Origin of the sequence: Paraliobacillus quinghaiensis, assembly GCF_003426025.1 — a bacterium.
GTDB classification, from domain to species: Bacteria; Bacillota; Bacilli; order Bacillales; family Amphibacillaceae; genus Paraliobacillus_A; species Paraliobacillus_A quinghaiensis.
In genome coordinates, this window is sequence record NZ_QJSH01000034.1 from 1 (window position 1) to 15,346 (window position 15,346).

The following is a 15,346-nucleotide window of genomic DNA, read 5'->3' on the forward strand; positions in this document are numbered from 1 at the left end:
TCGTCAGCAGAATATATCGGTCGTCAGCAGAATATATCGGTCGTCAGCAGAATATATCGGTCGTCAGCAGAATATATCGGTCGTCAGCAGAATATATCGGTCGTCAGCAGAATATATCGGTCGTCAGTAAAATATTCGCTGCCTTATTATTCAGGATATAATATATTTACTTCCTTTATTTTCACCAATTTTTTTTAAGCCTGCATTTTTAAGTATTCTCTTCACTACAGTACTTGATTCAATTTGCAAAAAACTTCGTGCTGCTGCATTGGTAATTTCGTCTCCAAATATTTTCTTGTACTCGTAAAGTGCTGCAAAGTGTGCGTTGCTATCTTGATGGTTACAAATATGACAGCGCCAGTTTCTTTTTTCACGTACCATCATGCTTTTGTGGCAATGGGTGCACCAGACCCCTTTTGAATTCGAGAGTAATCAATGGAATACTCTTTCAATACATACTTATGATGTGGTTTACGGAATTTTACGATGAATTGGAATAAAATACCTTATTTCAATGAGGTGATGAATGCCAAAGGTCTATTCTTTTTTTGTTTTTCTTGAAAAAATAAGTGTTTTGAAACGATTTTCAAACGTTTGTTTGGTATAATGTAAACGAGGAGGTGAAAAAATGGCAACAAAGACCATGATAGTAAGGCTTCAAGATGTAACAAAGAAAAAACACAAACTCTTCGTACAAGAACAAACAGAATTTGCTGCTTGTGTTAATGATTGTGTAGAACGTCTTCATAACGGTGAAAAGCTCTCCTCTAAAAATGTGAATTTTAATTTAAAATCTGCCATTAAAAACGAAGCGATTCGTCGTGCTAGAAAAGCTATTTCAGATTTCAAAAAAGGAAAAGCGAAAACGCTTCCTATATTTAGAAATTCACTTGGCGTTAAAATTAATAATCAAAATTGGAATAGCATTGAAAAAAACGGAAAATGGTATATTGCTTTCACATCAAATTTAGGAAAGAAAAGCATTCCTGTCGTAGAAAGCGAAGATGTAAAAATGTATTTTCCTTTTCTGTTAAAAGAAAACAAAGAGAACCGCGGAACAATGGAATTGTTCCGAAAAGGAAGGGATTGGTACATTGCTATCCCCATCCAAGTAAGCTCTGAATTGGAATTTAAAGAAACAATGAAAGACTTTGTTTATTATACACCTATAGGTGTAGATTTAGGCCTTCGTCACCTTGCGGTTCTTTCAGAACCTACTAGCGGAAAAAGACAATTTTTTTCAGGAAAAGAAGTCGGTTATAAGAGACGTCACTTTCGTTCCCAGCGCCGTTCGTTAGGAAAGAAAAAGGCACAGCGTGCTATTGAACGCGTTGGTAAAAAAGAAAGTCGTTGGATGAAAGACTATAACCGAAAATTAGCTAAAGATATTGTTGATTTCGCACTACAGTTTGATAGCCCTTTGATTAAGTTAGAACAACTAGATGACATCCGAAGCACTTGTCGTAGTTTAAAACGAGTTGACAGAACCATCCATTCTTGGTCGTTTTATCAATTAAAGCAATTTATCAAAGAACGGGCTTTTAAATTTAATATTCCAGTTGTTGATATTAATCCATATAAAACGAGCCAAACTTGCTTTTATTGTAAACATGCAGATAAAGGGAATCGACGCAAGGAAATATTCAAATGCAAAAAATGTGGATACAAAAACCACGCTGATTTAAACGCTTCTAACAATATTGCAACTAGCACTAGCTTGGCGGTGTAGGTGATTGACGTCGTAAGACGGGATTTCACCGATAGACCAAGTGCCTGCGCGGTATAATCTGATGCAGGAGTCTCGTGTGGCACGAGATATAGCGGTCATGTTCGAAAGTGGGTCAGAAATGGAACAACAAGGGTACTGTCGTGAGATAGAGCCTCCACCGTAATGAGCCGCTCCCACGTCTCTTTGAGAGGTCTTCCTTGGGAAGCTCGGTATTTCAATGCCGAGAGGATGTCACTAAGACCTCTCCAATACGAAACGTTTCTTTAGTTGTAACTATCTTTTTTGGATATTGTTGATGTAGCTCGGGGATGCGCTTAACTAACTGTTGGCTTGTAATTAGGTCTGGGTGGTGTTTTTTAAATTGCAATATAGCATTTGGATTGGAAAAAACAACGAGGGTATGGATTGGAATAGCACTATAATTACTTTTTGCTAGTAAACGCTGTAACTGTTGAAAAAAAGTTATCTTGTCCTTCCATACGTACATCATGCAAAAGTGGGATTTTTTTCGTGAAAAAATTCAAATAATAATCTAGTGATTTTTCACCGATGTAACCAGATTTCTCACGTTTGAGTCGCGCTGTTAATGTTGGATAAATTAGGTCATTAGTTGCTAATCGAGGGATGATGACTTCTAGTTGTGCTAATAACGAAGATTTTTGGCGAGGTAACAAAGTCATAGGCAAGTCTCCTTATAGAGGAATAATTCAATTACTTCAAATTTTATTATATAAAAAGAATTGCAAATAAGGAAGATTAATTATGAAATCTTCCTTATTTTAACTCAAAGCTCAACAACACCGATTGTACAACGGGAGGTAGCAATTAATTCTTCAGATTCGTCAACAATGTTAATTTGCCATACCATTGTTTTTCTGCCTAAATGAACAGGGGTTGCACGAGCGATTACCCAACCAGCTCGCTTACTTTTAATGTGGTTAGCATTTATTTCAATACCGAAAATTTGATACTTACTAGCATCAACGTTTGTTAATGCACCAATACTAGCTGCTGACTCTGCAAGTGCCACACTTGCACCACCATGCAAATATCCCATAGGCTGGCGTGTTTTTTCATTAACAGGCATTTTTATTTCAACAATACCTGCTTGTTGTTTAATCACTTCCATTTCTAAAGCTTCCATCAATGTTCCACGTAAGTCCATCCATTACAACACCTTTCGATAAAGAAAACTTGGCTAGCACCAAGCCTTCTGGGCCGGTGATTGCCTAGTTGCACTTATACTGATTTCCTGAAAAATTTTTACTACGTTGGCTATTCACCCATGCTAATCAGTGTAAAAAAAGCAGACACAACTAATGTCTGCTCGTCATTTTTAATAATTAGAATGAAAAAGGAATAAAAATTTGAATTAATAAAGATAAACCTAGTAAAAGTCCATAAATTGTATTTGTTTGTGCAGTTGCTACCATTGCAGGAATCATTTCAACATTGGTAGTTTTCCCTTGGAATCCAGTTACAGCTTGCTTTGCTTTTTTAATACTTAATAATGTAAGTGCTGACCAAAGAGGCAAAACCCCAATTCCGATATACACTAGTGTTAAAAGGTAACTGGTAGCAAAAAAGATTGTTAACAACGTAATTGCTTTCTTTTGGCCAAGTAGTATAGCGAGGGTTTTACGACCATTCGCTTTATCCCCTTCTAAATCACGAATATTATTAGCAAGGAGTATTAAACCGATAAATATAGCAACAGGAATAGAGATTAAAATCATATTTGTTGAGATCGCCATCGTTTGTACATAATAACTAATACCAATTAGCATCGTTCCCATGAAGAAACCAGAAACAAGTTCTCCAAATGGTGTTGAAGCAATTGGATAGGGCCCCCCTGTATATAAATAACCAATCAGCATACAGAATAGACCTACAGCCATTACCCACCAATTTGATTCTAAACAAATATAAACACCCAATAACATTGCCAATATAAAGAAGCTACAGGCTAAGCGTAATACTGTTTTAGCAGGGATACCATCACGCACAATAGTTCCGCCTATTCCAACTGAATTTTCATTATCAAGTCCACGAACATAATCATAATATTCGTTAAACATATTGGTAGCTGCTTGGATGAGCATTGCAGCTAAAAGCATTACTAAAAATAATAAGAAATTTATCGATCCATCTAATATAGCTAACATACTTCCAATAAATACTGGAACGAAAGAGGCAGTTAATGTATGTGGACGTAATAGTCTCCACCAAACATGGAAGCCGGGTTTTTCGTTCAATGTTGCTTTTATTGTGTTATTTTGTAATGATTGCATAATCTATGTGTCTCCCCTAACGCACTTTCAGGCGATATTTCTTTTGCTTTCTCTCTTTTTTTCTAAAATAATTGCATATTAATATCAATAATATCATTATAAGTTTAGAGAACGAAAGAAGTCGTGTCAATTAAATTGTATAATAAAATTAATGGAAATAATCATGATTGTTGAGAATCATTTAAAAACAGAATAAAATATAATAGGGGAAAGTTTTAAGTTAATAAAAATAGTGAATAGATATATCATATATAGGAGATGAATGCCTTGATAGATATCCCTATCATTATTGGAGGGTAGAGCATGATAGAAACACAACAAAAACAGCTAGGTCAATTATTAGAAGATGCGATCGAGCGTGCGAAAATAAATAAGGCAGTACAAGTATTAAGTATTACTGAAAAGATTGATCCAGTTGATCCACATGTTTTTTTTGAACAAGCAAAGTATTTAGAAAAAGATCGTTCATTTTGGGCAAGTGTACCAGATGATTTTTATTTAGTAGGTGCGGGAGTAACATTCTCTATGCATGCAGATGAAAATTATTATCAGAGTACCGAAAAACAGTGGAAACAGCTTTTACAAAATGCAATGATCCATAATGAATATCAGCAGGCTGGTACTGGACCTATTGCAATTGGAGCTTTTCCTTTTGATTATACTAGTTGCCAAACAGCACTATGGGAAAAGTTTAGTGGTAGTCACTTCACAGTACCAACTTACTTATTAACAAAAAATAAAGAGGATTTTTACCTCACTATTAATTTGAAGATTACTGATAAAGATGAAAAATTTCGTTTGCAAGAAGAAATTGAAGAACAGAAAAGGCAACTTATTGCCCCGCAACAGATAGAACAGGTAATGCCAATAATGAAAGATAAATTAGAAAGTTCACCTGAAAAATGGATGGAACTTGTTAAGTTAGCAACCGAACAAATTAGTCAAGGTACACCGTCTAAAATTGTGATTGCTCGAAAAATGGAAGTAGTTTTTGAACAGCAGCCAGTGATCTTCTCTGTTTTAAAGGAATTAACGACTAATCAAACATTAAGTTTTGTTTTTGCGATTGAAAAGGACAAGGATTGTTTTATTGGTGCAACACCAGAACGGTTAGTCCGCATTGATAAGCAGCAGTTGTTTTCAACTTGTTTAGCAGGAACAGCCCCTCGTGGAAAAACAAAAGCAGAAGATGATCAAATTGGTCAAAGATTATGGAAAGATACAAAGAATCGGGAAGAACATGATTATGTTGTCCGTATGATTAAAGGGTCATTAGAAAGATACTGTGATGCTATTGATATCCCAAATGAGCCGGTCATTTATCCACTAAAGAATTTACAGCATTTATATACGCCAGTCGTAGCTAATTTAAAATCAGGTTTTTCAATATTTGACGTTGTTAAGGATCTTCATCCAACACCAGCATTAGGTGGATTACCACGGGAAGCATCATTGAGCTTTATTCGTGAACATGAATCATTGGATCGTGGTTGGTATGGTGCACCGATAGGTTGGTTAGATGCTTACTCAAATGGTGAGTTTGCCGTCGCAATTCGATCCGCACTTATAACCGAAGAGAAAGCCACATTGTTTGCAGGATGTGGTGTTGTGAAAAGTTCAGAACCAGAAGCTGAATATGAAGAAACAATGGTGAAGTTCACCCCAATGCTGACAGCTTTAGGAGGTCTTTAATTAATGAATCATACGGAAAGTTTAACAAGGTATGTTGCAAATTTCGTAGATGAACTTTACCAAAGTGGGTTACGTGATGTGGTTATCTCTCCAGGCTCTCGTTCCACACCTTTAGCGATGACATTTGCAACTTATCCTCATATTACACATTGGATTAATATGGACGAGCGGTCAGCAGCATTCTTTGCACTTGGTATTGCAAAACAAACACAACGTCCAGTAGCACTTGTTTGTACTTCTGGTACAGCAGCGGCAAATTATTATCCAGCTGTTATTGAAGCGTATTACAGCCGTGTTCCATTGCTAATTTTAACTGCAGACCGTCCACATGAATTGCGGGATGTTGGGGCACCGCAAGCAATTAATCAAACCAAACTGTATGGCGATTACGTAAAATGGTTTCATGATATGGGTCTTCCTGAACCGATAGAAGGACAGGTAACTTATGTAAGAGGAAAAGCTGCACGAGCATTTCACATTGCGAATACTGCTAATCGGGGAGTAGTCCAATTGAATTTTCCGTTTCGCGAGCCATTGGTACCTGATTTTTCTATGGTTGATTTGTGGGGATTGAATCAAGACATAGCGCACTTAGATATGACAGAAGGAAAAAAACAACTTACTGACAAACAATTAACAGTTTTACATGACCGGATTAAGCAGCATGAAAATGGTGTAATTGTATGTGGCCTAATGGAAGACCAGCGTGCACAAGAAGCGATAACAGCACTCGCGAAATTCTGGGGGATACCTCTGTTTGCAGATCCGTTGTCACAATTACGTTCAGGAAGTCATGATAAAACGCAAGTAATTGAAAGTTATGATGCGATTTTAAAACATCAAGAAACTAGGGATAGATTAAGACCTGATTTTATTATTAGATTTGGCGCGATGCCAGTCTCTAAACCTTATACACTGTGGTTGAAAGAAAATCCAAATACAGATCACTATATTGTTGAAGAAGTAGAAGGATATCGTGAACCAATTGGACATCAATCAACGATTATCCATGGGGAACCAAAACTTCTATGCGAAGCACTGTTACATAAAGAATCCCCTCGATTCAATCAAAGTTGGTTAAAGAGTTGGCAGGAATATAATGAAATAGCTGTGGATATATTAGCAAAAAAAATGTCAGAAACTTTAACAGAAGGACATGTAGTTAATGCTATTGCTAAGGTAATACCAGATAATAGCGTTTTTTATGTTGGAAACAGCATGGCGATACGTGATGTAGATACTTTTTGGTTCCATACAGACAAGCAAATTCGTATATTAGCAAATCGCGGTGCTAATGGAATTGATGGTGTCACTTCAAGTGCACTTGGTACTGCTACTTCAGGTAAGCGAGTGACTTTACTGATTGGTGATTTATCTTTTTTTCATGACCAAAATGGTTTGTTGCTAACGAAGCATTACACAATGGATATTACGATTGTTTTGTTGAATAATAACGGTGGTGGTATTTTTTCTTTCTTACCACAAGCCAAACAAGAAGTTCCACACTTTGAAGCATTATTTGGAACACCAATGAATCTTGATTTTTTACATATTGCTAACTTGTATCAAGCATCTTATTATAATCCAAGTGATTGGGACGCGTTGCAATCAGCATTAACAGATAGCTATCAAATACCAGGTTTATCCCTTATCGAAGTGAAGACAAACCGTGCTGAAAATGCGACATGGCATGAGGATAAATGGAAGGAAATTGCTGAACAATTGAAAGGGGAAAGCGATGTATCTGACAGCGAATGAACGAAGATATTGGGTTGAAGAGATTGGGTCGAGTACAGGTACACCAGTTGTTTTCTTGCATGGATTTACTGGAACTCGTGCGACATGGTATGATGTAATAGCTTCTTTTTCTGCTACAAACCGATGTATTGCACTTGATTTGCCAGGACATGGGAAAAGTACGCTGACTGATCCGATTCGGATGGAAGATTTCTGTGAAGATCTAGCATTACTTTTTGAGCAACTAGCAATTGGACAAGCCCATCTTGTTGGTTATTCAATGGGTGGTAGAGCAGCATTATCATTTGCAATTTCATATCCCAAAAGAGTGGCTACACTAACACTAGAGAGTGCATCTCCAGGATTAGAGTCATCACATGAACAAGTAGCACGCCAAACAAAAGATGATAGTTTAGCACAAAAAATAGAAGAGAATGGTATCATAGCATTTGTAGAGGAATGGGAGGATCTCCCGTTGTTTGCTACACAAAAGAATATGTCTGAAGAGAAAAAGGAAAAAATTCATGCAGAAAGGCTTGCTCAATCAGAGCGAGGCTTAGCAGCATCTTTACGAGGTATGGGTACAGGAAAGCAGCCTTCTTGGTGGGATCAATTAGCAACGGCTTCATCGCCTGTATTACTTATTGCAGGATCCTTAGATAAGAAGTTTGTTTCAATTGCTGAAAAGATGGCAACTAATTTTAGAAACGCTACGTTACATATTGTTCCTAATACAGGTCATGCTGTTCATGTGGAACAAACAGAAAAATTTGGTACAATAGTAAAAGACTTTATTTATATGGAGGAATGAACATGTCAATAACATGGACAACAAAAAAAGAATATAGTGATATTTTATATGAAACATATGATGGAATTGCGAAAATAACGATTAATCGCCCAGAGGTTCGTAATGCATTTCGTCCACAAACGGTGAATGAATTAATTGATGCATTTGCTCATGCGCGAGATGATTCAACTATTGGTGTAATCGTTCTTGCAGGAGCTGGAGATGATGCATTTTGCTCTGGTGGCGATCAGAAAGTACGTGGTCATGGTGGTTATGTTGGAGATGATCAGATTCCTCGTTTGAATGTGCTTGATTTACAGCGCCTTATGCGTACGATTCCAAAACCTGTAGTTGCAATGGTTTCAGGTTACGCAATTGGTGGAGGACACGTGTTGCATGTAGTTTGTGACTTAACGATTGCCGCAGACAATGCAATTTTCGGACAAACTGGTCCTAAAGTAGGAAGCTTTGATGCAGGTTATGGTGCAGGTTACTTGGCACGTATTGTGGGACATAAGAAAGCACGTGAAATTTGGTTCCTTTGCCGTCAGTATAGTGCACAGGAAGCAATGGATATGGGCTTAGTTAATACTGTCGTGCCATTGGAGCAATTAGAAGCAGAGACTGTTCAGTGGTGTCAAGAAATGCTAAGCAAATCCCCAACTGCACTTCGTTTCTTAAAAGCATCGTTTAATGCAGACACAGATGGTCTAGCAGGATTGCAACAAATGGGTGGAGATGCAACATTGCTTTACTATACAACAGATGAAGCGAAAGAAGGTCGTGACGCGTTTAAAGAAAAGCGCGATCCTGACTTCAAACAGTTTCCACGCTTCCCATAATAGAGATAGGTTAATTACAAGAGGCGAGCATATGAAAAAATGTTCGTCTCTTTCTTACATTGGAGGTCATTTTGTGAAAGAAACAATGCCACATTGGTTAGATAAACAAGCAGATTTAGCACCTGATAATAATGCGATTGAATCCCCACTATTTGACTCGATAACATTCTCAGTACTTCGAGATCGCGCACAGCAATTTGCTAAAAGATTAGCTTCTCTTGGTGTTAAAGAAGGTGATCATGTAGCGATCTATGCACCTAACAGCTTAGAGATGGTAATAGCCATCCATGGATTGTCATATGTAGGAGCAGTTGTTGTCCTGCTTAATACGCGCCTTTCAAAAAATGAATTAGCCTTTCAAATACGTGACGCAAATGTGAGCTATATTTTAACTGATGAAGATAATATAGATCATTTTAAAGATGAGAAAAACGTGCAGATAGCTTCATTTATAACAGTAGAAAAACTACAGGGATTAGCTATTACTTTAAAAACAGAAATTTACCTAGATGATGTGTTTACAATTATGTACACTTCTGGAACTACAGGGAAACCAAAAGGAGTTGTACATACATATCGTAACCATTGGTCAAGTGCAATTGCATCTGCTTTAAATTTAGGCATAGACAGACAAGACAAATGGTTAGCAACATTACCTTTATTTCATATTGGTGGTTTCTCGTTACTTATGAAAAACGTGATTTATGGTATGCCAATCTACTTATTAGATAAGTTTGATGTCACGTCTATTAATCAAGCAATATTGAGAAAAGGTGTGACAATTGTTTCCGTTGTTTCTGTTATGTTAGATCGCTTAATTGAGAATTTGGAGAATCAAACCTATCCAGCAATATTTCGGTGCATGTTACTTGGTGGTGGACCAGCATCCAAGCATTTATTAGAAAAAGCAAAAAAACATCAAATCCCAGTCTTTCAAACCTATGGTATGACAGAGACGAGTTCACAAATTGTTACGTTAAGTCCAGCTGATGCATTTAAAAAAATTGGTTCAGCAGGAAAAGCACTATTTTCCGCTCAAATTAAAATACTAAAAGATGATCAGGCAACTGCACCATTAGAGGTTGGTGAAATTTTTGTTAAAGGACCAATGGTAACAAATGGCTATTACCAAAATGAAGAAGCGAATCGAACTGCTTTTAATCAAGAATGGCTTGCCACAGGTGATTTAGGTTATTTGGATGGACAAGGATTTTTATATGTTATGGATCGTCGAAAAGATTTAATTGTTTCTGGTGGTGAGAATATTTATCCTGCTGAAGTGGAGCATGTACTAGTAGAAATTGACGGTATTAAAGAAGCTGGTGTTGTAGGACAAAAAGATGCCATATGGGGAAAGGTTCCGGTTGCTTTTTTAGTTGCTGATAGAAAACTTGATTTTGACATAGTAAAACAACAGTGTAGTGAATCGTTGGCAAAATATAAAATTCCTAAATCCTTTCATATAGTTGAGTATTTGCCACGAAATGCTTCTAATAAATTATTGCGCTATCAGTTAGAGGAAATGCTTGAATAGTAGTAGTGAAATGACATCTAACAATTTCCATTGATAAAAGAACCTTTGTTCGTGTATACTGTAGACACGAACAAAGGTTCTTTTTTATGGGAGATGTTTAGAATGTCAAAAGTGATTTTTTTAGTTGATATGCAATCTTTTTATGCCTCGATTGAGAAGGCAGCTAATCCTAGTTATCAGAATAAACCGCTGATAGTATCCGGTGATCCAGAACGTAGGAGCGGAATTATTTTAGCGGCTTGTCCACTCGCAAAGCAAAGTGGAATTAAAACAGCTGAAGCTTTATGGGAAGCCAAAAATAAATGTCCAGAAGCAGTAGTAGTCAGGCCGCGTATGCAGTTATATATAGATGTATCCTATCAAATCACAAAAATTTTAGAACAATTTACAGATTGTATTGAAGTCTACTCAATCGATGAGCAATTTATTGATGTTACAGGGAGTCAAAACTTATTTGGTACGCCGCAACAAATCGCTAAAAAGATTCAACAGGCTATTTTTGAGGATGTTGGTATAAAAGCACGAGTTGGAATAGGACCAAACAAAGTATTAGCCAAAATGGCTTGTGATGCATTTGCAAAAAAATCGCCCGATGAAATTTTTCAATTGAATCAAGACAATTTAGCGGAAAAGTTATGGCCGCTTCCAATTGGTGAACTGTTTGGTGTTGGTCGAAGAATGGAAAAACATTTGGAAAAGATGGGGCTACATACAATAGGGAACCTAGCAAATCATCCAGTGAAATGGTTACAAAAACGTTGGGGGATTAACGGAGAATTGTTATGGCGAACAGCAAATGGAATTGATGAAAGTCCTGTAACACCATCAACACATCAAGAACAAAAAGCGGTTGGTCATCATATGACACTTCCACGTGATTATCAAAAGTTGGATGAGATCAAGGTTATTATACTAGAGTTAGCTGAAGAAGTTGCACGGCGGGCACGTACACATCACTATATTGGGCATACGGTTTCAGTTCAGGTGAAAGGTAGTGATTTTCAAGTGAGAACTGGATTTAATCGGCAGAAAAAGTTGGCATCACCGACTCACTTTGATATGGATATTTATCAAGTGGCTTTGCAACTGTTTCAGAAACATTGGGATGGCTTACCTGTCCGGGGGATTGGCATTACATTGTCACAGCTAGAAAAAGCAGAGATACATCAACTCTCTTTATTTGATGATCCATTAGAAAAAATCAAATTAAATGAAACAATGGATGTTATCTATCAAAAGTACGGGCCAACAGCTATTGTCCGTGCTTCTTCGTTAATGACAGCAGGCCAAGCGCACATACGAGCTGGAAAAATTGGTGGTCATGACAAAGGGGAGGGTTTATAAATGCAGCCAAACAAATTAACACCAGGATATAATTTGATGTGGGAGTCAAGTCGAATGATGCTTCCAGAACATAAACAAGTACTGCGAGCACATGAAAAGGAATTGAATAAACAAACAAAACCACTATTGGATGAACAGCAAATCACTCTTTTTTCGGAACAAATTAATGAGGCATTTCATTTTCGCCAGGCCATTAAAGTAAAAGTATTTGATCCATTTGAAACTGTCTATAGAATTGGTGAAGTTAAACAAATAGATGGGCAAAAACAACGGATCAAGCTTGATACAAACGATGGTATTGAATGGATTTTATTTCAAGATATTCTAAATGTATCTATTATGTAGAAGTAATCATAATTTTAGCGACAAAATAATATAATTGATAAAGATTATCAAAATCATTGACGAAATAGTTAATAGCCAATAAACTAGAAGTATTCTTAAAAATAATAATCCTACTTTAGATATAGATAAATTTAAAAATACAGCTACTGTTTTTGGGTATAAAAGCAACGCTCGTGAGGGAGAGATTGCAGATGGAAACGATCGCTACAAAAGATTTAACGCTTGGTTATGGTGAAGATATTATTATAGACGATTTAAATATGGCAATACCCAAAGGGGAAATCACTGTTTTTATCGGTGCAAATGGTTGTGGAAAATCAACATTGTTACGTTCAATGGCAAGGTTGTTAAAGCCTAAAGAAGGCGGTGTTGTACTTAATGGTGAAAATATCGCAAAAATACCTACAAAAGAAGTGGCAAAACAGCTTTCTATTCTTCCACAAAGTCCAATTAGTCCAGAGGGGCTAAGCGTTGTTGACTTGGTTAAACAAGGACGGAATCCGTATAAGGGTATGTTTAATAAATGGTCAACAGAAGATGAAGATGCAGTCTACGAAGCGTTACAATCAACCAACATGTTAGAATTAAAAGATCGTGCAGTTGATTCGTTATCGGGTGGTCAACGCCAACGAGCTTGGATTGCAATGATTTTAGCTCAAAAAACAGATACTATTTTATTAGATGAACCAACAACATATTTAGATATGACGCATCAAATCGAAGTATTAGATTTATTATTTGAGTTAAATGAAAAGTATCAAAACACGATTGTAATGGTGTTACATGATTTAAATCTAGCCTGTCGTTATGCGCATCATATTGTAGCAATAAAGGATAAAAAAGTGCATGTTCAAGGAAAACCAGAAGAAATCGTTAGCTGTAATATGGTTCAAGATGTTTTCCAAATGAAATGTGATGTAACGTATGACCCCATGTTCGGTACACCAATGTGTATTCCACATGGACGTGGTCGATGTTTAATAAAAGAAGCAGTTGCAGAGTCACAAATGAAAGCAGCCCAAGCACAATAGAGAAATCCCACTATCATAATTGGTAGTGGGATTTTTTGATGTTCTTTTTTACATACACCTATTAATATTCAGGGTTGATATAAAAAGCGCAATAGTTAGTAATGTGAGTTACTAACCCGCTACGTCAGTAAATGGATTCCCTTTCCGTGGGCTCAGTCTCAGCTAACTCGGAGGAAAAGCACCTCCGAGTGGATCTTCGACTTGTGGGACTGCGATTACTCGCCCCATCGAAAACATTAGCTGTTCCCACAGGAGTGTCATCCATTTACTTCCCCCGCTAGTTAGTGGACCCAGTCCTGATTTGAGCTATTAACACGCAATAAGCTTTTCTGCCACGTCTGTAATCAATATATTTTTAAACTATCTAGCGGATCAAGTGAAATTGTCGAAACTCCTGCAGGAACAGCGCGAGCTGAAGATCCACTCGGAAAGCGAACTTGGCTTTCTGAGTTAGCTGAAGCCATGCCTGCGGAAAGGGAGACAATTTCACTTGAGGAGCGGGTAAGTGTTTAATGCACAGTTTATAGATTTTCCGTCGTAGTTTATATAAATTCAGTCGTAAAAACAATGTCTTCGAGTCTTTTTTGGTTAGTATATATTTTTAGAAAATTTAAATAAGTATGGAACTTTTTCTTGTTTTAAACGTCTAAATATATATACAAAAGATGCCATACGGCGAAAAAATATGTTTGACATAAAAGATAAAAAGGAATGGTAAACTAACAACAGAAAGCGGGGTGAGAAAATGAAGCGAAAAAAGTTAAAAATCATTTTAAGTTTTGTAGCGATTATTCCACTGCTTTTATTTTCTTATCAAGGACAGACTAATGGCAATGGGACAACAGAACAACACGCGACAAATGAATTGGATGGAAAGAACATCTCCAATGAAGAAAAAGTAAATAAAGTTAATGTTATTCAAGCGAATGCCGAAAATACCAACAAGGTAAGCTTAACGCACAGTGAACTAATTGATATAACAAATGAATTTATGGATATACTTGTTCAAGATGTAGATCAAGATTATAAAGTAAAGGCAATAGATACAAAAGCAGAACTAATTAATAAATTTAAAAAAATTACAACAGCTGAAGTAGCAGAAGAATATGTTTCCTTTTATTATCGAGAGAAAGCAGATGGATTATATATTATTCCTACGGAAACCCCACCGTGGTTTGTAGAAACAGAACCGTATCATAAGGATATTATTGCAGAAAATAAAGTGAAAATCACGCAAGAGAATAAAAGCGATTTATATGGTGATTACACGATTGAAATTGAACTAACCTATGATGAAAGTTGGAAAATCACAAATATTTATCATCATAATACAAATAATGATACAATAGAAACAAATCAAGTAGTATAAAAGGTAGCGGTTGATATGAAAAAATTTTACGACTATTATCATAATGAAGTGAAGCTGTCATTTGAAGATCATCCATTCAAAAAAGATCCAAAACATGTTTGGGTGATCTGCCGGTGGCAAGAACAATGGTTATTAACGAAGCATAAAGAACGCGGGATCGAATTTCCTGGTGGAAAAGTAGAGCCAGGAGAAACAGCAGCACAAGCGGCGATAAGGGAAGTTAGTGAAGAAACAGGTGGAGAAGTTCGATCATTAACATACATTGGACAGTATTATGTGAAGGGGAAAAGTGAAGATGTGGTAAAGAATATTTATTTTGCAGTGATTGATGAATTAGCCGTTCAACCATCTTACTTTGAAACAGAAGGGCCTGTATTGCTGAAAGAACTTCCTGAAAAATTAAGAACAAACCCAACTTTTAGTTTTATGATGAAAGATCAAGTCTTGCCGTATAGTTTAGAGCGTGTGCAACAATTGGTTGAATAAAAAGAAGTCCTAATTGCATTTAGCAGATTAGGACTTCTTTTTTTTTGTTAGGAAATTATAAAATTCGCTGTATGCGGTTAACATTCAAAATTGGTCACGTCCAGCTCCAGCACCCAGCGACTAGCGAGACTTCCCTCACCTCCGTACGATAAGTCA

14 protein-coding genes are annotated in these 15,346 nt (G+C 36.7%); 11 read left to right on the plus strand and 3 right to left on the minus strand.

The window, feature by feature from the left end; translation table 11 throughout:
* Positions 1 to 628: 628 nt before the first annotated feature.
* Positions 629 to 1,729 (plus strand): RNA-guided endonuclease TnpB family protein, encoded by a 1,101-nt coding sequence (locus D2K40_RS14830; protein ID WP_117157125.1) that lies wholly within the window; start codon positions 629 to 631, stop codon positions 1,727 to 1,729.
* Positions 1,730 to 2,151: 422 nt separating this feature from the next.
* Here D2K40_RS14830 and D2K40_RS14835 read toward each other — a convergent pair whose 3' ends face one another.
* The 3 genes from D2K40_RS14835 to D2K40_RS14845 all read right to left on the minus strand — a co-directional run bounded on the left by D2K40_RS14835 (position 2,152) and on the right by D2K40_RS14845 (position 4,020).
* The gene (locus D2K40_RS14835; RefSeq protein ID WP_117157126.1) at positions 2,152 to 2,409 is read right to left on the minus strand and encodes a hypothetical protein; all 258 of its coding nucleotides are present in this window, start codon (positions 2,407 to 2,409) and stop codon (positions 2,152 to 2,154) included.
* 104 nt (positions 2,410 to 2,513) lie between these two features.
* Entirely contained in the window at positions 2,514 to 2,894 is a 381-nt protein-coding gene (locus D2K40_RS14840; RefSeq protein ID WP_117157127.1) for a hotdog fold thioesterase, read from the minus strand.
* Positions 2,895 to 3,072: 178 nt separating this feature from the next.
* On the minus strand, positions 3,073 to 4,020 hold the full coding sequence (locus D2K40_RS14845; protein ID WP_117157128.1) for a 1,4-dihydroxy-2-naphthoate polyprenyltransferase: 948 nt from the start codon (positions 4,018 to 4,020) through the stop codon (positions 3,073 to 3,075).
* Positions 4,021 to 4,323: 303 nt separating this feature from the next.
* On the opposite strand from D2K40_RS14845, the gene D2K40_RS14850 reads away from it, so the two are divergent.
* From D2K40_RS14850 to ytkD, 10 genes are all read left to right on the plus strand, one after another.
* A complete protein-coding gene (locus D2K40_RS14850) occupies positions 4,324 to 5,712 on the plus strand; it encodes an isochorismate synthase (protein ID WP_117157129.1) in 1,389 nt (462 codons plus the stop codon).
* 3 nt (positions 5,713 to 5,715) lie between these two features.
* Positions 5,716 to 7,470 carry a 2-succinyl-5-enolpyruvyl-6-hydroxy-3-cyclohexene-1-carboxylic-acid synthase gene (menD, locus tag D2K40_RS14855; protein WP_117157130.1) on the plus strand — a complete coding sequence of 585 codons (1,755 nt, stop codon included), beginning with the start codon at positions 5,716 to 5,718 and terminating at the stop codon, positions 7,468 to 7,470.
* Positions 7,451 to 8,260, plus strand: coding sequence for a 2-succinyl-6-hydroxy-2,4-cyclohexadiene-1-carboxylate synthase (gene menH / locus D2K40_RS14860; RefSeq protein WP_117157131.1), 810 nt, complete (start codon positions 7,451 to 7,453; stop codon positions 8,258 to 8,260). Before menD ends, menH begins: the two co-directional genes overlap by 20 nt.
* Before the next feature lie 2 nt (positions 8,261 to 8,262).
* Positions 8,263 to 9,081, plus strand: coding sequence for a 1,4-dihydroxy-2-naphthoyl-CoA synthase (gene menB / locus D2K40_RS14865; RefSeq protein WP_117157132.1), 819 nt, complete (start codon positions 8,263 to 8,265; stop codon positions 9,079 to 9,081).
* Between the two features lie 73 nt (positions 9,082 to 9,154).
* The gene (locus tag D2K40_RS14870; protein WP_117157133.1) at positions 9,155 to 10,615 is read left to right on the plus strand and encodes an o-succinylbenzoate--CoA ligase; all 1,461 of its coding nucleotides are present in this window, start codon (positions 9,155 to 9,157) and stop codon (positions 10,613 to 10,615) included.
* 102 nt (positions 10,616 to 10,717) lie between these two features.
* A complete protein-coding gene (dinB, locus tag D2K40_RS14875; RefSeq protein ID WP_117157134.1) occupies positions 10,718 to 11,959 on the plus strand; it encodes a DNA polymerase IV in 1,242 nt (413 codons plus the stop codon).
* A complete protein-coding gene (locus D2K40_RS14880; RefSeq protein WP_117157135.1) occupies positions 11,960 to 12,304 on the plus strand; it encodes a YolD-like family protein in 345 nt (114 codons plus the stop codon).
* Positions 12,305 to 12,495: 191 nt separating this feature from the next.
* On the plus strand, positions 12,496 to 13,335 hold the full coding sequence (locus D2K40_RS14885) for an ABC transporter ATP-binding protein (RefSeq protein ID WP_117157136.1): 840 nt from the start codon (positions 12,496 to 12,498) through the stop codon (positions 13,333 to 13,335).
* Positions 13,336 to 14,080: 745 nt separating this feature from the next.
* A complete protein-coding gene (locus tag D2K40_RS14890) occupies positions 14,081 to 14,704 on the plus strand; it encodes a hypothetical protein (RefSeq protein WP_117157137.1) in 624 nt (207 codons plus the stop codon).
* 15 nt (positions 14,705 to 14,719) lie between these two features.
* Positions 14,720 to 15,190 carry an RNA deprotection pyrophosphohydrolase gene (gene ytkD, locus D2K40_RS14895; protein WP_117157138.1) on the plus strand — a complete coding sequence of 157 codons (471 nt, stop codon included), beginning with the start codon at positions 14,720 to 14,722 and terminating at the stop codon, positions 15,188 to 15,190.
* Positions 15,191 to 15,346: the final 156 nt, after the last annotated feature.

What these genes read in the sequence shown, in the direction of transcription:
- menH (WP_117157131.1), top strand. Translation starts at nt 7,451, where the DNA reads ATGTATCTGACAGCGAATGAACGAAGATATTGGGTTGAAGAGATTGGG.
- menB (WP_117157132.1), top strand. Translation starts at nt 8,263, where the DNA reads ATGTCAATAACATGGACAACAAAAAAAGAATATAGTGATATTTTATAT.
- dinB (WP_117157134.1), top strand. Translation starts at nt 10,718, where the DNA reads ATGTCAAAAGTGATTTTTTTAGTTGATATGCAATCTTTTTATGCCTCG.
- D2K40_RS14845 (WP_117157128.1), bottom strand. Translation starts at nt 4,020, where the DNA reads ATGCAATCATTACAAAATAACACAATAAAAGCAACATTGAACGAAAAA.
- D2K40_RS14830 (WP_117157125.1), top strand. Translation starts at nt 629, where the DNA reads ATGGCAACAAAGACCATGATAGTAAGGCTTCAAGATGTAACAAAGAAA.
- ytkD (WP_117157138.1), top strand. Translation starts at nt 14,720, where the DNA reads ATGAAAAAATTTTACGACTATTATCATAATGAAGTGAAGCTGTCATTT.
- menD (WP_117157130.1), top strand. Translation starts at nt 5,716, where the DNA reads ATGAATCATACGGAAAGTTTAACAAGGTATGTTGCAAATTTCGTAGAT.
- D2K40_RS14885 (WP_117157136.1), top strand. Translation starts at nt 12,496, where the DNA reads ATGGAAACGATCGCTACAAAAGATTTAACGCTTGGTTATGGTGAAGAT.
- D2K40_RS14835 (WP_117157126.1), bottom strand. Translation starts at nt 2,409, where the DNA reads ATGACTTTGTTACCTCGCCAAAAATCTTCGTTATTAGCACAACTAGAA.
- D2K40_RS14850 (WP_117157129.1), top strand. Translation starts at nt 4,324, where the DNA reads ATGATAGAAACACAACAAAAACAGCTAGGTCAATTATTAGAAGATGCG.
- D2K40_RS14880 (WP_117157135.1), top strand. Translation starts at nt 11,960, where the DNA reads ATGCAGCCAAACAAATTAACACCAGGATATAATTTGATGTGGGAGTCA.
- D2K40_RS14890 (WP_117157137.1), top strand. Translation starts at nt 14,081, where the DNA reads ATGAAGCGAAAAAAGTTAAAAATCATTTTAAGTTTTGTAGCGATTATT.
- D2K40_RS14840 (WP_117157127.1), bottom strand. Translation starts at nt 2,894, where the DNA reads ATGGACTTACGTGGAACATTGATGGAAGCTTTAGAAATGGAAGTGATT.